Source organism: Pseudomonas sp. 57B-090624, assembly GCF_003234055.1.
Classification (GTDB): Bacteria; Pseudomonadota; Gammaproteobacteria; order Pseudomonadales; family Pseudomonadaceae; genus Metapseudomonas; species Metapseudomonas tohonis.
Genome location: NZ_QKRU01000002.1, coordinates 164705 through 181673 on the forward strand (window position 1 = coordinate 164705; position 16969 = coordinate 181673).

The following is a 16969-nucleotide window of genomic DNA, read 5'->3' on the forward strand; positions in this document are numbered from 1 at the left end:
ATGGGCCCGGGACATACTGCTGCGCCCGGCCTTGCAGCCTCGGGCCCGTGCGGAACACCGCCTACCTCACATAGACGGTCCATCGTCGCGGGCCCTGCGCCTCCTGTCGGGGCCGGCGACCTCACATCGCCGGCCGGAGGCCTAGGTGCACATTAGTAGCAGGCGGAATCCGCCACAAGTCGTCGGGCGCGTCTTATGCGGCGCCCCCGTGACGGCGGCCTCAGGACTCGAACTCGGCCTGCAGCGCGGCACGCACGCAGTGGAGCACGCCATCGGGGACCTTGCCGCCGAGCATTTCGGCCACCTCGGCGACGCTGGGCAGCTCGCCCTCGCCATCGAGGAAGGCGTCCTGCACCGCACCGAGCATCTCCTCGGGCAGGTCCAGCGCCTGTTCCAGGCTCAACTGCTGCTCGCTGATGGCCTCGGCCAGCAGCGAATAGACGTTCTTCTCGGTGCAGTCGAGCTGGCGCGCGATCTGCGCCGGGGTCATGCCCGCACGGGCCAGGCTGACCAGTTCGTGACGCAGGTCGGCCACCGCGCGCGGCGCCGGCGCGGCGTCGGCTCCGCCGTTGAGCACTTCGAGGAAGGCCTCGCCGTAGCGCTCCAGCTTGCGCGCACCGACGCCGCTGACCCGTGCCATTTCCGCCAGGGTGCCGGGCTTGCTGCGCAGCATCTCCAGCAGGGTGGCGTCGGGGAAGATCACATAGGGCGGCACGCTGTGCTCCTCGGCCAGCTTGCGGCGCAGGGCGCGCAGGGCCTCCCACTGCTCGCGCTCCTCGCCACGCACCAGCTGGCTGGCGGCACTGGCCGCCGGCTTGGGCGCCTTGGTCGAGAGATCGCGACGCAGTTGCAGGCTCACCTCGCCGCGCAGCAGCGGGCGGCAGGCATCGGTCAGGCGCAGGCCGCCGAAGCCGTCGAGGTCGACATCCGCCAGGCCACGGGCGACCAGCTGGCGGAACAGCGTGCGCCATTCGCCTTCGGACAGCGCCTTGCCCACGCCGAAGACCGACAGGTGCTGGTGGCCGGCGGCGCGGACCTTCTCGTTGTCGCGGCCCAGCAGCAGGTCGACCAGATGGCCGACGCCGTAGCGCTGGCCGCTGCGGTAGATGGCCGAGAGCGCCTGGCGCGCGGGTTCGGTGGCGTCCCAGGTCTGCACGCCGTCGACGCAGATGTCGCAATGCCCGCAGGGCTGCGGCAGTTCCTCGTCGAAATAGGCCAGCAACGCCTGGCGGCGGCAGCGGATCTCCTCGCACAGCGCCAGCATGGCGTCGAGCTTGTGCTGCTCGATGCGCTTGTGGCGCTCGTCGCCCTCGGAATTGTTGAGCATCTGCTTGAGCAGCAGCACGTCCTGCAGGCCGTATGCCATCCAGGCATCGGCGGGCAGGCCGTCACGGCCGGCACGGCCGGTCTCCTGGTAATAGGCCTCCAGGGACTTGGGCAGGTCGAGGTGGGCGACGAAGCGCACGTTGGGCTTGTCGATGCCCATGCCGAAGGCGATGGTCGCCACCATGATCAGCCCCTCCTCGTTGAGGAAGCGCTTCTGGTGGTAGGCACGCAGGTCGCTGGGCAGGCCCGCGTGGTACGGCAGCGCCGGGTAGCCCTGCTCGGAAAGGAAGGCGGCGACCTCATCGACCTTCTTGCGCGACAGGCAATAGACGATGCCGGCGTCGCCACGGCGCTCGGTGAGGAAGGACAGCAACTGCTTGCGCGGGCTGTCCTTGGCGACGATGCGGTAGAAGATGTTCGGCCGGTCGAAGCTCGACAGGAAGCGCTCGGCGTTCTGCAGGTGCAGGCGCTGCACGATCTCCTCGCGGGTGCGCATGTCCGCCGTGGCGGTCAGGGCGATGCGCGGCACCTCGGGGAACAGCTCGGCGAGCTGGCCCAGCTGCAGGTATTCCGGACGGAAATCGTGCCCCCACTGGGATACGCAGTGGGCTTCGTCGATGGCGAACAGAGCGATGTCCAGGTTCTGCAGGAAGGCCAGCATGCGCGGCTGCACCAGGCGCTCCGGCGCCAGGTAGAGCATCTTGATCTCGCCCCGGCGGATGCGGTCGGCGATATCGCGCTGCTCGTCGTTGCTCAGGGTGGAGTTCAGCGCCACGGCGGCCACGCCGAGCTCGTCGAGGGTGGCGACCTGGTCCTCCATCAGTGCGATCAGCGGCGAAACCACCACCGCCAATCCGTCGCGCATCAGCGCCGGCACCTGGAAGCACAGGGACTTGCCGCCGCCGGTGGGCATCAGCACCAGCACATCGCCGCCCTTGGCCACGCGGTCGATGATCGCCGCCTGGTGGCCGCGGAAGGCGTCGTAGCCGAATACGTCTTTGAGGATGCGCTGGGCGTGGTCGAGCATGCGGGTCTCCGAAGGAAGCCGCGCATTATACGACAGCAAACGCCCGAGGAAGCCCTCGCCCATCGGGGTCGCTTTTGCCGCGGGCCTTCCACTCGACTAGAATCCACCCTCGTTTATTCCTCAAGGTAGTCCCACGATGTCCTTCGCTGAGCAACTGTCCCGCCTGCAAGCCTTCCTCGATGCCGATGACCTGCACGAAGAAGCCCTGGACTACGTGGCCGCCCATGGCTACCTGACCGCCCTGTGCATCTGCCCGGACCAGGTTCCGGAGCGCGAGTGGATCGACGCCCTGTTCGCCGAGCCGCCGCACTACCGCAGCGACGCCGAGCGCGAGGAGATCGAAGCCACCCTGCTGCTGCTCAAGGCCCACATCGCCCGCCAGCTGGCCAGCGACGAAGACCCGGAGATGCCCTGCGACCTCGACCTGGGCGACGACCCGGATGATTCCGACCTGCGCGGCTGGTGCATCGGCTTCATGGAAGGCGTGTTCCTGCGCGAATCCGTGTGGTTCGAAGACGCCGAAGAGGAAGTCAGCGAGCTGCTGCTGCCGATCATGGTCGGTTCCGGCCTGTTCGACGAACAGCCCGAATTCGCCGATATCGCCGCCGATCGCAACCTGGTCGACGAGATGATCGAGCAGATCCCCGAGCTGCTGACCGCCCTGTTCCTGCTGTGCAACGCCCCGGAAGAAAAGCCCGCCCTGCTCAAGCCGCGTCACTGAGACGGTCGCGCTGATGGCGCACGGTGACATCCGCCAGAGCCGCAGCCCGGCAGTGCGCTACGTACTGCTGGTGGTCGGCTGGCTCGCCGTCGCCCTGGGCGTGATCGGCATCTTCCTGCCGGTATTGCCGACCACGCCCTTCCTCCTCCTCGCCGCCGCCTGCTTCGTGCGCAGCTCGCGGCGCTTCTACCTCTGGCTGGTCAACCACAGGCATCTCGGCCCCTGGATCAGGGACTACCTCGAAGGCAACGGCATCCCGCTCAAGGGCAAGGTCTACGCCATCGGCCTGATGTGGATCAGCATCGCCTTCTCCTGCTACCTCGTGCCCCTGCCCTGGGCGCGCGGCTTCATGCTCACCAGCGCCGTGCTGGTCACCCTCTACATCCTTCGCCAGAAGACCCTGGGGCGCGACTGAGCCCACCCCGCAACATCCTTCGAGCCCACCGGCAAAAAGCCCGACCACCACCTAGACTGCACTGATCCAAGGGCGGAGACCCTGATGATGCGGCTAGGGCGGCGTGCGAAAGCGAAGCAAGGACGGCCACGGACGACGTGGCTGGCCCTGCTCGCCTGCCTGCTGGTCTCGGCGGTCGCCGCCAACTGGGATTTCGGCCTGATCCTGCAAAACGCGCAGAAGCGCTACGGCAGCCTCGGCACCGCCAAGGAACGCATCGAAGCCTGGAGCGTGCTGATCGACGGCAGCGGCGCATTGCCGGAGAAAGACAAGCTCGCCGCCGTCAATCGCTTCTTCAATCGCCAGCTGCGCTTCGTCGACGACCAGCGCAACTGGGGCCAGAACGACTACTGGGCCACCCCCGTCGAAGCCCTGGTCAAGGGCGCCGGCGACTGCGAGGACTACTCCATCGCCAAGTACTTCACCCTGCGCCGGCTCGGCATCCCGTCCGAGAAGCTGCGCATCACCTACGTCAAGGCGCTCAACTACAACCAGGCGCACATGGTGCTCACCTACTACGCCAGCCCCAGCTCGGACCCGCTGGTGCTGGACAACCTGATCGGCGAAATAAGGCCGGCCTCGCAACGCAAGGACCTGCTGCCCGTGTACGCCTTCAACGCCGAAGGCCTGTACACCGCCGGCAAGCGCAGTGGTGACAGCAAGAAGCTTTCGCGCTGGCAGGACATCCTGCAAAAGATGCGCGCCGAAGGCTTCGCCATTGGAGAGGGATAGACGATGTCGTTACTCAAGCAGCTGTTTCTGGCGATCTGCCTGTTCCTGGTGGTGGCCTTCACCGGCAGCTTCCTCGCCGGGGTGGAAAGCTCCCGGGAACAGCTACGCAGCCAGTTGCGCTCCCACGCCCAGGACGCCGCCACCGCCCTCGCCCTGTCCATGACGCCCCACGTGGACGACCCGGCGATGATCGAGCTGATGGTCAGCTCCATCTTCGACAGCGGCTACTTCGCCCGCATCCGCGTGGTCAACATCGCCGACGAAAAGGTCATCGTCGAACGCCAGGCCGACCCGACCTCGGACAAGGTGCCCGCCTGGTTCGTGAAACTGGTCGACCTGCGTGCCCAGGGCGGCGACGCCCTGATCATGCGCGGCTGGGAGCAGGCCGCGCGGGTCGAGGTGCTCAGCCACCCGCAATTCGCCCTGGCCAAGCTGTGGGACAGCGCCATCGGCAGCCTCCTCTGGCTGCTGCTCTGCGGCCTGGTCAGCGCCGTGCTCGGCGGCTTCCTCCTGCGCACCCAGCTGCGCCCGCTGGACAACATGGTGCAGCAGGCCCAGGCCATCAGCCGCCGCGAGTTCCTCACCCTGCCCCGGGTGCCGCGCACACCCGAACTCAAGCGCGTGGTGCTGGCCATGAACCAGATGGTCGACAAGCTCAAGACCCTGTTCGCCGAAGAGGCCGCGCGCAGCGAGAAGCTGCGCGAGGAGGCCTACCAGGACAGCCTCACGGGCCTGGCCAACCGCCGCCAGTTCGACATCCGCCTGGGCAACCAGCTGGCCGTGGCCGAGCAGAACGCCGCCGGCTACCTGCTGCTGCTGCGGGTCAATGACCTGGGCGGCCTCAACCAGCGCCTCGGCGGCCAGCGCACCGACGCCCTGATCGGCGCGATCGGCGAACTCCTGAAGAAGCGGGTGGAGGAGCGCGGCAACCCCGACTGGCTGGCCGCCCGCAGCCGCGGCGGCGAATTCACCCTGCTCGCCCCCGGCCTGGACAACGAAGACGCCGACCGCCTCGCCCAGAGCCTCAGCGACGCCCTGGAAAGCCTGCGCGGCACCGGCGCCAGCGACTGCACCCCGGTGGCCCACCTGGGCATCGCCGCCTTCCGTCCCGGCGAGGACGCCGCCAGCGTCATAGGCCGCGCCGACCAGGCCCTGGCCCAGGCGCAAAGCAACCCGGCGCACCCCTGGGAGCGCCTCGACGACTACCAGGCCGCGCCCAACCAGGGCCTGCACAGCTGGCGCGCCTGGATCGACGAAGCCCTGCAGCAGGGCAAGCTGCAGCTCTACTTCCAGCCCGTGGCCGAATGTGCCGACCCCACCAGGCTGCTGCACCGCAAGGTCCTCGCGCGGCTGCTCGACCCGCAGGGCGAGGCGGTCGCCGCCGGGCGCTTCCTGCCCTGGATCGAGCGCCTGGGCTGGGCCGCGCGCTTCGACCTGGCGATGCTCGAACACACCCTCGCCCACCTCGACCGGCACCCCGAGCCGCTGGCCCTGAGCCTGTCCGCCGCCACCCTGCGCGAACCCGAGAGCCAGGAGCGCCTGCTCGCCATGCTGCGCGAGCACCCGCAGCACGCGGACCTGATGACCCTGGAAGTGGACGAACGCTTCCTGCCCCCGCCGGCCGCACTGGAGAAACTCAGCCAGGCCGTGCGCGAAGCCGGCTTCCACCTCGGCCTGCAACACTTCGGCGGGCGCTTCAGCCTGATCGGCAACCTCACCCACCTGGGGTTGGCCTACCTGAAGATCGACGGCACCTACATCCGCGCCATCGACCAGGAAAACGACAAGCGCGTGTTCATCGAGGCGATGTTCCGCGCCACCAACAGCATCGACCTGCCGCTGATCGCCGAGATGGTGGAAACCCAGGGCGAACTGGCCGTGCTCGGCGAGCTGGGCATCCAGGGCGCCATGGGCCGCCTCATCGGGCCACCCGCCCCCTGGAGCGAAACCCAGGCCTGATGAAGGTTGGCCGGCGGCGCACCCGTGGGAGCGGTTTCAACCGCGAAAGCCCAGGCACCCGGCCCAGCCCTTTTCGCGAATGAATTGGCTATGTCTGCGTTAAGTGTTGCTAGAGGATTTGAGCCCAGCTGATTGCCGAGCTCTGGTGATGTTTCTGGTTTCGCCCACCCGGGCGAGTCCCTTTTCTCAGTCGCCAGAAAAGGAACCAAAAGGGCTTGCCCCATCATCCGGCCCGACTGCGTCGGGTTCCCTCACTCCATCGTTGCTCTGGGGGCCGGCGCGATGGGCCATCCATGGCCTGGCGCGCCTCTCGCGGCAACCATGCCGTTCGTCCCCCGGCGCAACGACTGCGTTCGGCCTCCTGGAGGGGCGTTGGCGGCTGCTCCAACTTTTTTCGTCCAGCGCATCGCCACGTGGTGCGCACAGGCTTTCGTAGGATGGTGTAGAGCGAAGCGAAACCCATGGGGTGGCGGTGGCACGAACCCTTGGGCGCCCGGAAAGGGTCGTGCTTGAGCGCCTGCATTAAAACCACAACAGCTAACGCCGACAGAGCCAATGAATTCGCTCCCACAACCCAGGGTGGGCTTCAGCCCACCAGGCCGTCCGCAAAAGAAAACGCCCGCATCTGCGGGCGTTCTCGTTACGGGTGGAGCCGGTTAATCGTCACGGTTGGTGTCGTTGTCGCTGTCATGGTCACTGCCACCGAACTGGGCATCACGGTAGCCGTCGTTGTCCAGATCATGATCACTGCCGCCGAACTGCGCATCGCGGTAACCGTCATTGTCCTGGTCATGGTCGCTGCCACCGAACTCGGCATCGCGATAGCCGTCGTTGTCCAGGTCGTGGTCACTGCCGCCGAACTGCGCGTCGCGATAACCATCGTTGTCCAGGTCGTGGTCGCTGCCACCGAACTGGGCATCACGATAGCCATCGTTATCCAGGTCGTAATCCACCGCCTGGGCCGTCACCGCCCCAAGCGCCACCACGGTCAAAAGCACGCCCAACACTCGTCTGGTGAAGACACCCGCTTTTGTCGCCATCTCGCGTATCGCTCCTGAAGAGGACATGACGGCCGCAACCCGGGTCACCCTCGGTGAACCGAGGAGCCGTCGCGCAATAGAACGCAACGGCAGGCGCCGGTTCTGTCGCCTCCGGGGCTTTATCCTTTGCCATTCATTTCAGGAAGAAAAAGCCCGTGGGAGCGGTTTCAACCGCGATGGACCCAGGCACCCGTCCAAGCCCTTTCGCGCATGGGCACCGCCCCACGGCGACCGTGGCTCAATACGGCAAACGCCCCTCGTCCTGCACCAGGCTGCCCAGCCCTTCCACCTGGGCACGGGCCTGGGCACGGTGCTGGAGCTTGTTGCGCGCGGCCTCGGGCAGGTCGGTGTAGCGCATCACGCCACGGTCGACGAGGACGCTGACCAGGTCCTCGATCACCCGCACCAGCTCCAGGTCGGAATGCTGCAGCGACATCAGGTGCTCGTGCAGCGAACGGCTGGCCAGCCAGCTCTGCACCTCCGGATCCGCGGCCGGCATGCTGTGGGTCATGTGCTCGAAAGGCTCCGACTCGACCCGCAGCACCCGGCCCCGCTCATCACGCTGTACGTACACCATGGACTGCTCTCCCCAGCGAATCCGCATAAAAAAGGCCCGCCACCCGGAAAGGTGGCGGGCCGCCTCGTTTACAGAGCTTAGACGTCAACCTTCAACGTGCCATCGCCCAGCATGCCGGAGATCACACCGCCGGCATCCGCCACCCCGTAGGAGGTCTGCAGGTTGATGCCGTCGAGCACGATGGTCGGGCCCGCCGCCCCGGCACTGCCGCCATTGGAGTCCACCGTGATGGTGGTGCTGGCCCCGAAGCTGAAGGTCAGGTACTGGCTCAGGCTGCCCAGGTTGGCGTGTTCACCGGAGAGCAGCTGCGACAGGTCCAGCGAATCCACACCCTTGGTGAAGTCGGTGATATGGGTCAGCCCCGTCTCGCCCGCCAGCCACTTGAAGGTGTCGGCCCCGTCGCCGCCGCTGAGGATGTCGTTGCCACCGTTGCCGATCAGGGTGTCGTTGCCCGCCAGCCCGCTCAGCGTGTTGTCCCCGGAGTTGCCGGTGAGCACATCGCCGAAGTTGGAGCCGATCAGGTTCTCGATCCCCGACAAGGTGTCGGTGCCCGCACCGCCGGTGTTCTGCGCAGCAGCCGATGCCAGGCTCACCGTCACCCCCGAGGTGGCGTCGACGTAGCTGGCGGTGTCGATCCCGCCGCCGCCGTTGAGCGCGTCGTCACCGGCGCCCCCTACCAGCAGGTCGTTGCCGTTGTTGCCGTTGAGGGTGTCATTGCCGACCCCGCCGATCAGCACGTCATTGCCACTGCCACCGGCGAGCGTGTTGCCCAGCGCGCTGTTGTCGATGACGATCTGGTCGCTGCTGTCACCCGAACTGCCGATCGTGCCGCTGTTGTCCCGGTCGACCTCGACCGCACCGGAGCTGCTGACCGCCCCCTGCTCGTCCTTGGTGGTGTAGGTGAACGAGCCGCCCACCGAACCGCTGTCGGTGAAGCTGGTGGTGCCCGCCAGCCCGCTGCCGCTATGGGAAACCGAACCGCTGCTGGCACCGCCGACGCTGTTCAGCGAAAGGACATTGCTGTCCGCATCGCTGTCGTTCCACAGCAGTGCCCAGTCCGGCACCACCACCGAGGCGTTGTAGGCCACCACGTGGTCGGCGTTGGCGACCGGCGCATCGTTCACGGCATTGAGGTGCACGTAGGCGATGGCCGAGGCGCTGTCGAGGCCACCGTTGGCGGTGCCGTCGCCATCCTTGACGGTGAAGCTGAGGGTACGGTCCAGGGTGGACGGGTTGTCGGAGGTGTTGGCGTAGGCGATCTGCTGGATCAGCGCCTGGACCACGGCGAGGGTCGCCAGGTTGTTGGTGAAGTTGATCGTCAGGCTGCTGCCGTTGGTCCCGCCGGCGATGGTGCCGATGGTGGTGGAGCCGAGGCGCAGGTTGCTGCCGCTCACGTTGAGCTGGCCGCTACCGGTGCCCTGGTTGACCACCGACAGCTGGTCGGCCGCCGTGCCGTTGGCGGTGAAGGCCACCACCAGCGAGCCACCGTTGAAGTTCGGCGAGTCGACATCGCTCAGCGTGACGCTGCTGTCGATGATCTTAACGCCCGCGTTCTCGGTGTAGTTCAGCGTACCGCCCAGGCCACCCAGCACCGGCGCATCGTTCACCGCGGTGACGTTGAAGGTGAGGGTGTTGGGGTTCGGGTCGAGGTTGACCCCGCCGTTGGCGGTGCCGCCATCGTCCTGCACCTGGAAGGTGAACGTGGCGTAGCCGGTGCCGCTGGCATTCGCCGCCGGGGTGAAGACCAGCTTGCCGGCATTGATGTCCGCCACCGAGACGGTGGTCCCGGCACTGATCGCGCTGCCGTTCAGGGTGAGCTGGCCGGCGGTGGGCAGGGTGGTGATCTTCACGGCAGCCAGGCTGTCGCCCTCGGCATCGGAGAAGCCGAAGCTGCTTGCGCTCAGCACGTGGCTGGCATCCTCCAGCAGGCTGAGGGTCGCGTCCGCACCGGCCGGCGGGCTGTTGGCGTCGACCACGTTGACCGTGAGGGTCGCGGTGTCGGTGGTGCCATCGGAATCCACCAGGCTGTAGCCGAACTGCTCGGTGAGGTTGCTGGTGAGCCCGTCGGGCGCCACGTAGCTCCACGCACCGGTGGCGAAGTTGAAGGTCAGCTTGCCGTGTTGCGGCGTCTCGATACCGGTCAGCACGCTGCCGGCAATCGGCGAGCCGCTGCTCGGGGTGATGGTCGAGGTGCCGTTCCAGGTGTAGGTGACACTGCCGATGGTGATCGACTTGATGTAGCCGGCACCGTCCACCCCGTAGCTGTCGTCATCCGCCGTGCCATTGACGCCATCGCTGCCCCAGAGCACGTTGCCCGATACGTCGCCACCGACCACCTGGCCGAGCAGCGCGTCCACCAGTTGGCCGAAGCCGGCCACGTTGAGCGGCGAGCCCTGGCCATCGAGGTCGACATCCTGCAGGCGGGCATTGTTGATGCCGTCGCCGATGCCCACCGTGGTGACGTTGATGCCGTTGCTGTCGACGAAGGTGTTCCAGGCCGTCGCCGTGGCATCGGTCAGCGAGTTGCCGCCGGTACCGGTCTGCTCATTGGGGTTGCCGTCACTGATGAACACGACCTGGTTGCTCCACCCCGGGACCGGGGTATAGGCACTCATGGTCTGCTGGATACCCGCCGTGAAGTCGGTGTTGCCGTCGAACGGACGGACCCCGCCGGCCGCCGGGTTGAGGCTGTCGATCAGCGAGCTGAAGGCCTCGACGCTGGTGACGGGTGCGTAGGACGTGGCGGTCGAGGAGAACGCCACGATCTGCAGCTGCACGTGCCCCGAGGTGCCGTCGAACAGCTCGGCCCCCGCCTGCTGGACCGCCGTGAGCATCTGGTTGAGCTCGGTGTTGTCGATGCTGCCGCTGAAGTCGAGGACGAAGACCACGTTGAAGTCCTGGCCATGGCCTTCGACCACGTTGGCGACATCGTTCTTGGCGTCCGGGCCGTTGTCCACGGCCACCACCTTGATGGTGGTCTGCGCGGTGTTGGAGTCGGTCACGCCGTCGTTGACCACCACCGTCACGTTGCGCGGCGTGGTGCTCGGGTTGGTGCTGGTACTGGAGTAGCGGATCGTCTCGATCGCCGTCTCGTAGGCCGCCTTGGTGGCGACCCCGGTGAGGGTGACGGTGATCTTGCCGGCGACGCTGGTATCCACCACGCCGGTGATGCCGCTCGGCAGGCCGGTGGCGGTCAGCACGTCACCCGCCTGGGCGTTGGTCAACACGACCTTGGCCGAGGCGATGGTGCTGTTGTCGATATCGGTCACCAGGGTGTCGATATCGGCGATGGCCACCGCAGCAGTGCCTTCGGTGTAGGTGGTCTGGTAACCCGTACCCACCACACCGGCGCTGTCGTTGCCGTCCAGGTCGAGCAGCGGCGCATCGTTCACCGCCGTGACGTTGATGGTGACCGTGGCCGTGTTGCTATAGAGGCTGCCGTCGCTCACCTGGTACTGGAAGGTGGCATAGGGCGCGCCGTTCTCGTTGCCGTCCGGCACGAACACCAGCTTGCCGGCATTGATATCGGCGATGCTGATCACCTGGTTCAGGGTCACCGCCACGCCGTTGAGCTTGAGCACGCCGTCGGTGGCCAGCTGGGTCACCTTGATGTCGGTGAAGCTGCCGGAATCGACGTCGCTGTCGTTCAGCGGCCCGGTGCCGTCGGCGCCGAACAGCCCGGTGGAGGTGATGGTCACGGCATTGTCTTCGGTGGTGCTGAAGGTGTCGTTGACCGCCACCGGCGCGTCGTTCACCGCCGAGACGTTGATGGTCACGGTGGCGGTGTTGCTGTACAGGCTGCCGTCGCTGACCTGGTACTGGAAGGTGGCATAAGGCGTGCCGTTCTCGTTGCCGTCCGGGACGAACACCAGCTTGCCGGCGTTGATGTCGGCCGCGCTGATCACCTGGTTCAGCGTCACCGCCACGCCGTTCAACTGCAGCACGCCGTTGCTCGCCAGCTGGGTCACCTTGATGTTGGCGAAGCTGCTGGAGTCCACGTCGCTGTCGTTGTCCGGCCCGGTGCCGTCCGCGCCGAACAGGCCGGCGGCGGTGATGGTCACCGAGGTGTCCTCGGTGGTGCTGAAGGTGTCGTTGACCGCCACCGGCGCATCGTTCACCGCGGCCACGTTGATGGTCACCGTGGCGGTGTTGCTGTACAGGCTGCCGTCGCTGACCTGGTACTGGAAGGTCGCGTAGGGGGCGCCGTTCTCGTTGCCATCGGGCACGAACACCAGCTTGCCGGCGTTGATGTCGGCGAGGGTGATCACCTGGTTCAAGGTCACGGCCACGCCGTTGAGCTTGAGCACACCGTCGGTGGCCAGCTGGGTCACCTTGATGTTGTCGAAGGCAGCCGAATCGATATCGCTGTCGTTGGTCGGGCCGGTGCCGTCACTGCCGAACAGGCCGCTGGCGGTGATGGTGACCGCAGTGTCCTCGTTAGTGTTGAAGGTGTCGTTGACCGCCACCGGCGCATCGTTCACCGCGGCGACGTTGATGGTCACCGTGGCCACGTTGCTGTAGGTGGTGCCGTCGCTGACCTGGTACTTGAAGGTCGCGTAGGGCGCGCCGTTCTCGTTGCCATCGGGCACGAACACCAGCTTGCCGGCGTTGATGTCGGCGATGCTGATCACCTGGTTCAGGGTCACCGCAGCGCCGTTGAACTGCAGCACGCCGTTGCTCGCCAGCTGGGTCACCTTGATGGTGGTGAAGGCGCTGGAGTCCGCGTCGTGGTCGTTCAGCGGCCCGGTGCCATCGGCGCCGAACAGGCCGGCGCTGGTGATGGTCACCGAGGTGTCTTCGTTGGTGCCGAAGGTGTCGTTGACCGCCACCGGTGCATCGTTCGCGGCGGTGACATTGATGGTCAGCGTGGCGTCGGACGGGTCACCGTCGGCATCGACGATGGTGTAGCCGATCTGCTCGGCGGCGTTGCCGGTCAGCCCGCTCGGCGCGGTGTAGCTCCAGGCGCCGGTGGCGAAGTTGAAGGCCAGCTTGCCACCCAGGTCGGTGGTGATGTTCAACTGGGCGGTGGCATTGCTGCCGTTCCAGGTATAGACATCGCCATCGACGGTCAGGGACTTGATGCCGCCCTTGCCATCGGCGCCGAAGCCGTCGTCGTCGGCGGTGCCGGCGACGCCATCGCTGCCATTGAGCACATTGCCGGAAACCATGCCGGTGCTGACCTGGTCGAGCAGGGTGTCCACCAGGTCGGAGAAGTCCCCGATCAGGATGGGCGAGCCGCTGCCGTCGAGGTCGACGTCCTGCAGGTTGTCGTTGTCGATGCCGTCACCGATGCCGATGGTGGTGACGTTGATGCCGTTGTCGTTGATGAACTGCTGCCAGTCCGTCGCCGTCTGGCTGAGCAGGGCATTGCCGCCCTGGGTCTGCTCGTTGGGATTGCCGTCGCTGATGAACACGACCTGGTTGTTCCAGCCCGGGAGCGGGTTGAAGGCATCCATGGTCTTCTCGATGGCGGCGGTGAAGTCGGTGTTGCCGTCATAGGGGCGCACGCCACCGGGCTCGTTCGGGTCGAGGGAGTTGATCAGGCTCTCGAACGCCGCGTAGCTGGTCACCGGCGCGTAGGACTTGGCGTCTCCCGAGAAGGCCACCACCTGCATCTGCACATCACCGGTGTTACCGGTGAACAGCGCCTGGGCAGCAGACTTCACGGCATCGAGCATCTGCCCGAGTTCGGACTTGCTGATACTGCCGCTGAAGTCCAGCACGAACACCATGTTGATGTCCGGCGCTACGCTCTCGCCCACGGTCGCCACGTCGTTCTTCGCCACCGGGGTGTCGTCGTCGACGTTGATGTTCAGCGTACCGTTGGCGCTGTCACCGTCCTTGTCGGTGACCTTGTAGGTGAGCTGGAAGGCCTGGTTGTTCTCGTTGTCGCCATCGGCGTGGTGGATCGGCGCGTTCTGCACCACCGAGTAGGCGCCGGTCTGGCTGTTGGTCAGGGTCACCGTCAACACGGTGGTGGTGCCCTGCTTGATCACCAGGTTGTTGCCCGAGGTCTCGTAGGTGAAGCCGGCCGGGGCGCCGGTGTTGACCCAGCTGATGCTGCCGGCGTTGTCGTTGCCGTAGCTGTGGCTGAGGGTGCCGGTGGCGTTCTGCGAATCGACGTCGTCCCCCGTGCCGCCAGGGATGCCATTGGGCCGTGCGTCGTCGTCCAGTTGCACCGTCTGGTTGGTCCCGGCGCTCGGGCCGTCATCCTTGAAGCTGATGACCTTGCCGATGTCCAGGTTGCCGGTGGCCGTGTCGCCGTCCTTGTCGGTCACGGTGGCACTCAGGCTGATGTGGCCCGAGCCGAGGAACTTGGCCTCGTCCGCATCGGAGGTCGGATGGACGATGGCGCGGAGCTGGTCAAGGGTGACCTTGCCGTCCGCCCCGACGGTGAGGGTGAACACCAGTTCGTTGCCGGTGGCGGTTCGGCCCTCGACCACGCCCGCACCGTTGACGCTGAGCACCACGTTCTGCCCGCTGGCGGTATCCACCAGGCCGGAGTCGGCGTTCTGCACGGTCAGCTTGTAGTCCAGGCTCTGCAGCCCATCGGCGCCCGGCTGGACGTTGAACAGGCCACTGAAGTCGGCGGTGGCGTTCAGCGCCAGGTTCGACTCATCGACCTGCAGTTGCTGGGTCGCGCCCCAGGTGACGGTGGTGCTGACATCGTTGTAGTCGTAGTCGGAGGTGGCGGTCTTGTCCTCCCAGTTCTGGTTGCCGGCGCTACCGGTGTCCTGCAGGTGGGAGCCGCCGGGGTTGAGGGTGGCATCGCTGAACAGCACGTTGGCACCGTCGGCGCCGGTCAGCGGGGTGCTGCCGATGAAGGCCTGCCACTTGCCGCCCACCAGCTGGAAGGTGACGTCGGCGCCGTTGGCCAGGCCGCCGTTGGCGCCGCCGTCGGGGATGATGAAGAAGCCGGTATGCGCCGGGTCCAGGCTGCTGATGTCGGCGCTGTCGCCGGCGCTCTGGTCGTGCACGTTGGCCCAGATCACCTTGCCGCTGAGCGGGGTGCCGTCGTCGCCCTTGATGTAGTAGCCATAGCTGTTGCTGTAGCCGGCCGAGGTACCGACGAAGGTCACCGAGGAGTTCAGGTCCAGGGCGCCGACCTGGATGGTCGGGGTGTCGTCGTTGATGGTCACGGCCAGGCTGCCGGTGGCTGCGTCATCGTCCTTGTCGGTCACCTTGTAGCCGACGTTGAGGGTGATGTTGTCCTCGGTGCCGGCGGTCGGGTGCATCAGCGGCTTGAGCAGGTTGACGGTGTAGGCGCCACTGGCCGGGTCGGTCAGCACCACGGTCATCAGGTCGCCACGGGCGCTGCTGATGGTCAGGGTGTTGGTCGAGGCGTTCCAGGTCGAGGTCACGCTCTCGCTGCCCAGGCTGGTGGGCCCGGTCAGCTCGATGGACTTCAGCCCATCATTGCCGGCGTTGTAGTTCAGCGTCCCGCTGGTGCTGGTGCTGGCACCGGCCACATCGCCGGAGCCGCCATTGATGCCGCCGGACAGGCCCTCGTCGTCGAGCACGGCGGTGGCGGTGGTGTTGCCGGCGCTGGGCGCGTCGTCACGGAAGCTGATGGCGTTGCCCAGGTTGAGGCTGGCACTGCTGGCGTCACCGTCCTTGTCGGTGATGGTCGCCACCAGTTTCACCAGGTCGGCGGCGGCAAGGCCGGTAGGCTGATCCGGGCCGCTGTTGGGGGTGTGCAGCACAGCCAGCTTCTGGTCGAGGGTGACCTTGCCATCGGCATCCACCGTGACCTTGAAGGAAATCGCACCGCTCTGGTCGCCGACCCGGCCGACCACGGCGTTGCCTTCCAGGTACAGCTTGATGTCGCTGCCGCTGGCGGAGTCCTTCAGGCCACTGTCGGCCCCTGCGGCCTTGACCTCCAGGGCATAGGTGGTGGTGCCCGCGCCATCATTGCCGTAACTGCCGGTGAAGGCCCCGCTGAAGTCACGGGTGGCATCGGTGGCGAGGGTGGTTTCGTCCACCTGCAGGCTGCCGGACTCGACCTGGCCGGCGCTGATGGTCGGGGCGTCGTCACGGAAGCTGATAGCGCTACCCAGATTGAGGCTGGCGCTGCTGGCGTCACCGTCCTTGTCGGTGATGGTCGCCACCAGTTTCACCAGGTCGGCGGCGGCAAGGCCGGTGGCCTGGTCAGGCCCGGTGTTGGGCGTGTGCACGATGGCACGCACCTGATCGAGGGTGACGTTGCCGGAAGCGTCCACCGTGACCTTGAAGGCGATGGCGCCGCTCTGGTCGCCCACCCGGCCCACCACTTCACCCCCTTCCAGATAGAGCTTGATGTCGCTGCCGCTGGCGGTGTCCTTCAGGCCGCTGTCGGCGCCCGGGGCCTTGACCTCCAGGCTGTAGCCGATGCTGCCGGCACCATCGGCGCCGTAGTTGCCGGTGAAGGCGCCGCTGTAGCTGGTGGTGGCGTTGAGCGCCAGGTTGGTCTCGTCCACCTGCAGGCTGCCCACCTGGGCCTGGCCGGCACTGATGGTCGGCGCATCGTCCTTGAAGCTGATGGCGTTGCCCAGGTTGAGGGTGGCGCTGCTGGCGTCACCGTCCTTGTCGGTGATGGTCGCCACCAGTTTCACCAGGTCGGCCGCACCCAGGCTGCTTTCCTGGTCGGGGCCGCTGTTCGGCGAATGGACGATGGCACGCACCTGGTCGAGGGAGACCTTGCCGTCGGCGTCCACGGTGAGCTTGAAGGAGATCGCGCCATTCTGGTCGCCCACGCGGCCGACCACCTCGCCATTCTCCAGGAACAGCTTGATGTCGCTGCCGGTGGCGGTGTCCTTCAGGCCGCTGTCGGCGCCCGGGGACTTCACGTCCAGGGCATAGGTGGTGCTGCCGGCGCCATCGGCGCCATAGGCCTTGATGAACGCGCCGCTGAAGTCGGTGGTGGCGTTGCCGAGCAGGTTGGTTTCATCCACCTGCAGGCTGTCCGCGGGAATGGCCGTGGCACGGATGCTGGGGGCGTCATCCTTGAAGCTGATGGCATTGCCCAGGTTGAGGCTGGCGCTGCTGGCGTCACCGTCCTTGTCGGTGATGGTCGCCACCAGTTTCACCAGGTCGGCGGCGGCAAGGCCGGTGGCCTGGTCAGGCCCGGTGTTGGGCGTGTGCACGATGGCACGCA

At 66.7% G+C, this 16969-nt stretch carries 8 protein-coding genes; 4 read left to right on the forward strand and 4 right to left on the reverse strand.

Annotation, left to right across the window (positions count from 1 at the left end; genetic code table 11):
- Positions 1-220: 220 nt before the first annotated feature.
- Entirely contained in the window at positions 221-2353 is a 2133-nt protein-coding gene (gene recQ / locus DMX10_RS01940; protein WP_111259516.1) for a DNA helicase RecQ, read from the reverse strand.
- A gap of 136 nt (positions 2354-2489) precedes the next feature.
- Here recQ and DMX10_RS01945 point away from each other — a divergent pair, with 136 nt between their 5' ends.
- From DMX10_RS01945 to lapD, 4 genes are all read left to right on the forward strand, one after another.
- Positions 2490-3074: a YecA family protein gene (locus tag DMX10_RS01945; protein WP_111259517.1), complete on the forward strand. Its 585-nt coding sequence runs from the start codon at positions 2490-2492 to the stop codon at positions 3072-3074.
- Between the two features lie 13 nt (positions 3075-3087).
- Positions 3088-3489, forward strand: coding sequence for a YbaN family protein (locus DMX10_RS01950; RefSeq protein ID WP_111259518.1), 402 nt, complete (start codon positions 3088-3090; stop codon positions 3487-3489).
- 84 nt (positions 3490-3573) lie between these two features.
- On the forward strand, positions 3574-4260 hold the full coding sequence (lapG, locus tag DMX10_RS01955) for a cysteine protease LapG (protein ID WP_021221131.1): 687 nt from the start codon (positions 3574-3576) through the stop codon (positions 4258-4260).
- Between the two features lie 3 nt (positions 4261-4263).
- Positions 4264-6219 (forward strand): cyclic di-GMP receptor LapD, encoded by a 1956-nt coding sequence (lapD, locus tag DMX10_RS01960; RefSeq protein WP_111259519.1) that lies wholly within the window; start codon positions 4264-4266, stop codon positions 6217-6219.
- A 656-nt stretch (positions 6220-6875) separates the two neighbouring features.
- Here the strand turns inward: lapD and DMX10_RS01965 are convergent.
- The 3 genes from DMX10_RS01965 to DMX10_RS01975 form a co-directional block, all read right to left on the reverse strand.
- Entirely contained in the window at positions 6876-7217 is a 342-nt protein-coding gene (locus DMX10_RS01965) for a hydrolase (protein ID WP_236205388.1), read from the reverse strand.
- Positions 7218-7497: 280 nt separating this feature from the next.
- Positions 7498-7836: a tryptophan synthase subunit beta gene (locus tag DMX10_RS01970; RefSeq protein WP_111259521.1), complete on the reverse strand. Its 339-nt coding sequence runs from the start codon at positions 7834-7836 to the stop codon at positions 7498-7500.
- 77 nt (positions 7837-7913) lie between these two features.
- Complete coding sequence (locus tag DMX10_RS01975) at positions 7914-16958, reverse strand: DUF5801 repeats-in-toxin domain-containing protein (RefSeq protein ID WP_218281305.1); 9045 nt, start codon at positions 16956-16958, stop codon at positions 7914-7916.
- Positions 16959-16969: the final 11 nt, after the last annotated feature.

What these genes read in the sequence shown, in the direction of transcription:
- DMX10_RS01950 (WP_111259518.1), top strand. Translation starts at nt 3,088, where the DNA reads ATGGCGCACGGTGACATCCGCCAGAGCCGCAGCCCGGCAGTGCGCTAC.
- DMX10_RS01945 (WP_111259517.1), top strand. Translation starts at nt 2,490, where the DNA reads ATGTCCTTCGCTGAGCAACTGTCCCGCCTGCAAGCCTTCCTCGATGCC.
- DMX10_RS01970 (WP_111259521.1), bottom strand. Translation starts at nt 7,836, where the DNA reads ATGGTGTACGTACAGCGTGATGAGCGGGGCCGGGTGCTGCGGGTCGAG.
- lapG (WP_021221131.1), top strand. Translation starts at nt 3,574, where the DNA reads ATGATGCGGCTAGGGCGGCGTGCGAAAGCGAAGCAAGGACGGCCACGG.
- lapD (WP_111259519.1), top strand. Translation starts at nt 4,264, where the DNA reads ATGTCGTTACTCAAGCAGCTGTTTCTGGCGATCTGCCTGTTCCTGGTG.
- recQ (WP_111259516.1), bottom strand. Translation starts at nt 2,353, where the DNA reads ATGCTCGACCACGCCCAGCGCATCCTCAAAGACGTATTCGGCTACGAC.